The sequence below is a fragment of the Methylobacter svalbardensis genome (genome assembly GCF_037671525.1).
GTDB lineage: Bacteria > Pseudomonadota > Gammaproteobacteria > Methylococcales > Methylomonadaceae > Methylobacter_A > Methylobacter_A svalbardensis.
This window is the reverse complement of the sequence record NZ_JAWPOH010000158.1, coordinates 1-1,736: the sequence shown is the minus strand read 5'-3', so window position 1 is coordinate 1,736 and position 1,736 is coordinate 1. Positions and strand designations below refer to the sequence as shown.

The window sequence follows — 1,736 nt, the reverse complement described above, 5'->3', positions numbered from 1 at the left end:
GGTCAGTAACATCCCCGTTAAACAAAATCCTAGCCAAGTCTTTTGTAGGTGCGTCAGCCTGGCATTGGACTTTAGCTTTCCCAGGGCTGCATCTAAATCAGTGACAAACGATTTTATAAAGTGTGCCGGCTCGTACATCAACATGGTGTTGAAATACGTGGCAGTTTACACTGATTAGCTTACCCGTTTTCCGGCTGTATTTCTAAGCTTAAAAACTTGAACATCGAGTAAATAGATGTCTCCAGGAGCGCGGGTATCAGCCCGTTGGCTGGGACTAGACGTTTATCACCCGCGCGATAGCTATGGAGGAACTTACCTGATCGGAGCCTTTTATACGGTGAACATTGATGCTGGTGTAAAAAAGCGTCCAAAATTCACCATTATTGGCGCCGGTTTTTCCAGTCAAGAAAAACAGTGTATCTGTTAAAAAACAATAAGATGGTGATTAACAACAAGGGTGTTGATTTCAGGGAATGTCATTTGTTTTTACCATGAAGAGCATGAAGTGCTTGAAGAATTTGTTGCATTTATTTTCTGCGTTTTCTATAGAGATGAATTTATAAAACAAAACTTTTAGTCCTTGCTTTAATCAATATCTTTTGCCAGTTTAGTTTTTTCAAAAAACATATTTTTTGTATTTATAAAAATCAATTAGTTACACTTTTAAGGTGGGTGAAAAAAGACCTGCTTTTTATTTTGGCGAAGGTATTGTTAATAGCTTTACAGTAAAGTAAATTGGGAATTCTTATTCACCCAATTCTCTTTCCTTCATTATTTTCATGTCCTTCATGGTCATAAAAACAAGTTATAAGCTGGAAAAGGGATCAACAATAGACATTATTACGCATCAGCACCCAACAACTGGCAAAATTTGACGCTCCTTTATTGTAAAACTTGCAAGTTTTCCACGCTTATTAACAGTAATACGGATATCGGATGCGCCAAAGCAGTCATGCAGTGCGCACTGCCTACCATTTTCCTAACCAAGCCATGAACGATGCCGATTATGAACCAGCTGCGCAAACAGTGCGTTTGCCAGTAAAAGCAAAAGCCGGAAAAAAGCAGCACCAGCTATCGCAAAAAGAGAGGCTAGTAAAACCAGTATGTTTAAAATTTTCATGATTAGTCACTCAATATTTGTTTGAATTGAGTGTGATGTTCCTCCCGTTAAATAAGTAAAACAAGAAATTTAATTACCAATTAAATGAGAGCCAGTTCCGGTTTTTAGGTGCTTTAAATAACCAGTGGCTAGTCCACAACAAGTTGTTTTTTGACGAGTTTATGCGCTGGGTACTTGCTACTGATCTCATGTATAAATAAACAAATAGGTGAATTTGGATTGCCGGTATTTTTGCGTAAAAACAACAGAATAATCGGTGGGTATTCAGTGGTAAATTAATATTTTTAATGTGGCAGGGTACTGAAAATAACGGCAATGATTGCCGAATTTTTAGTCCTGCCTTGTCGGATTCGGGTAGGGCAATGGTGACGGCCGTTGCGCAGGGAGTAGCGTAGCGGTGTGTCGAGGAACGAACCGCACGATTGATGAGGTTCACCGCATCTATGGACTCCTCCGCTGCGAGACAGGAGTCGAGTAGTCCCCAGAAGCGATAGTGCATGTGTTTTCACGAAGCGTCTTTTTGCGTAGTGAAAATACAGGCTTTCCGACATCGCGTCGAGTCATTGGAGAGCATGTGAGCTACCCCTTGTTGGGTAGCGATCGAGTGACCAGGACG

The 1,736-nt window shown here is 40.6% G+C and carries 2 protein-coding genes; both read left to right on the top strand.

Annotated elements, in window-relative coordinates; all coding sequences use genetic code 11:
- Positions 1 to 235 precede the first annotated feature (235 nt).
- Complete coding sequence (locus tag RW114_RS20520; RefSeq protein WP_340124585.1) at positions 236 to 427, top strand: hypothetical protein; 192 nt, start codon at positions 236 to 238, stop codon at positions 425 to 427.
- Positions 428 to 990: 563 nt separating this feature from the next.
- Entirely contained in the window at positions 991 to 1,122 is a 132-nt protein-coding gene (locus RW114_RS20515; protein WP_340124584.1) for a hypothetical protein, read from the top strand.
- Positions 1,123 to 1,736 lie beyond the last annotated feature (614 nt).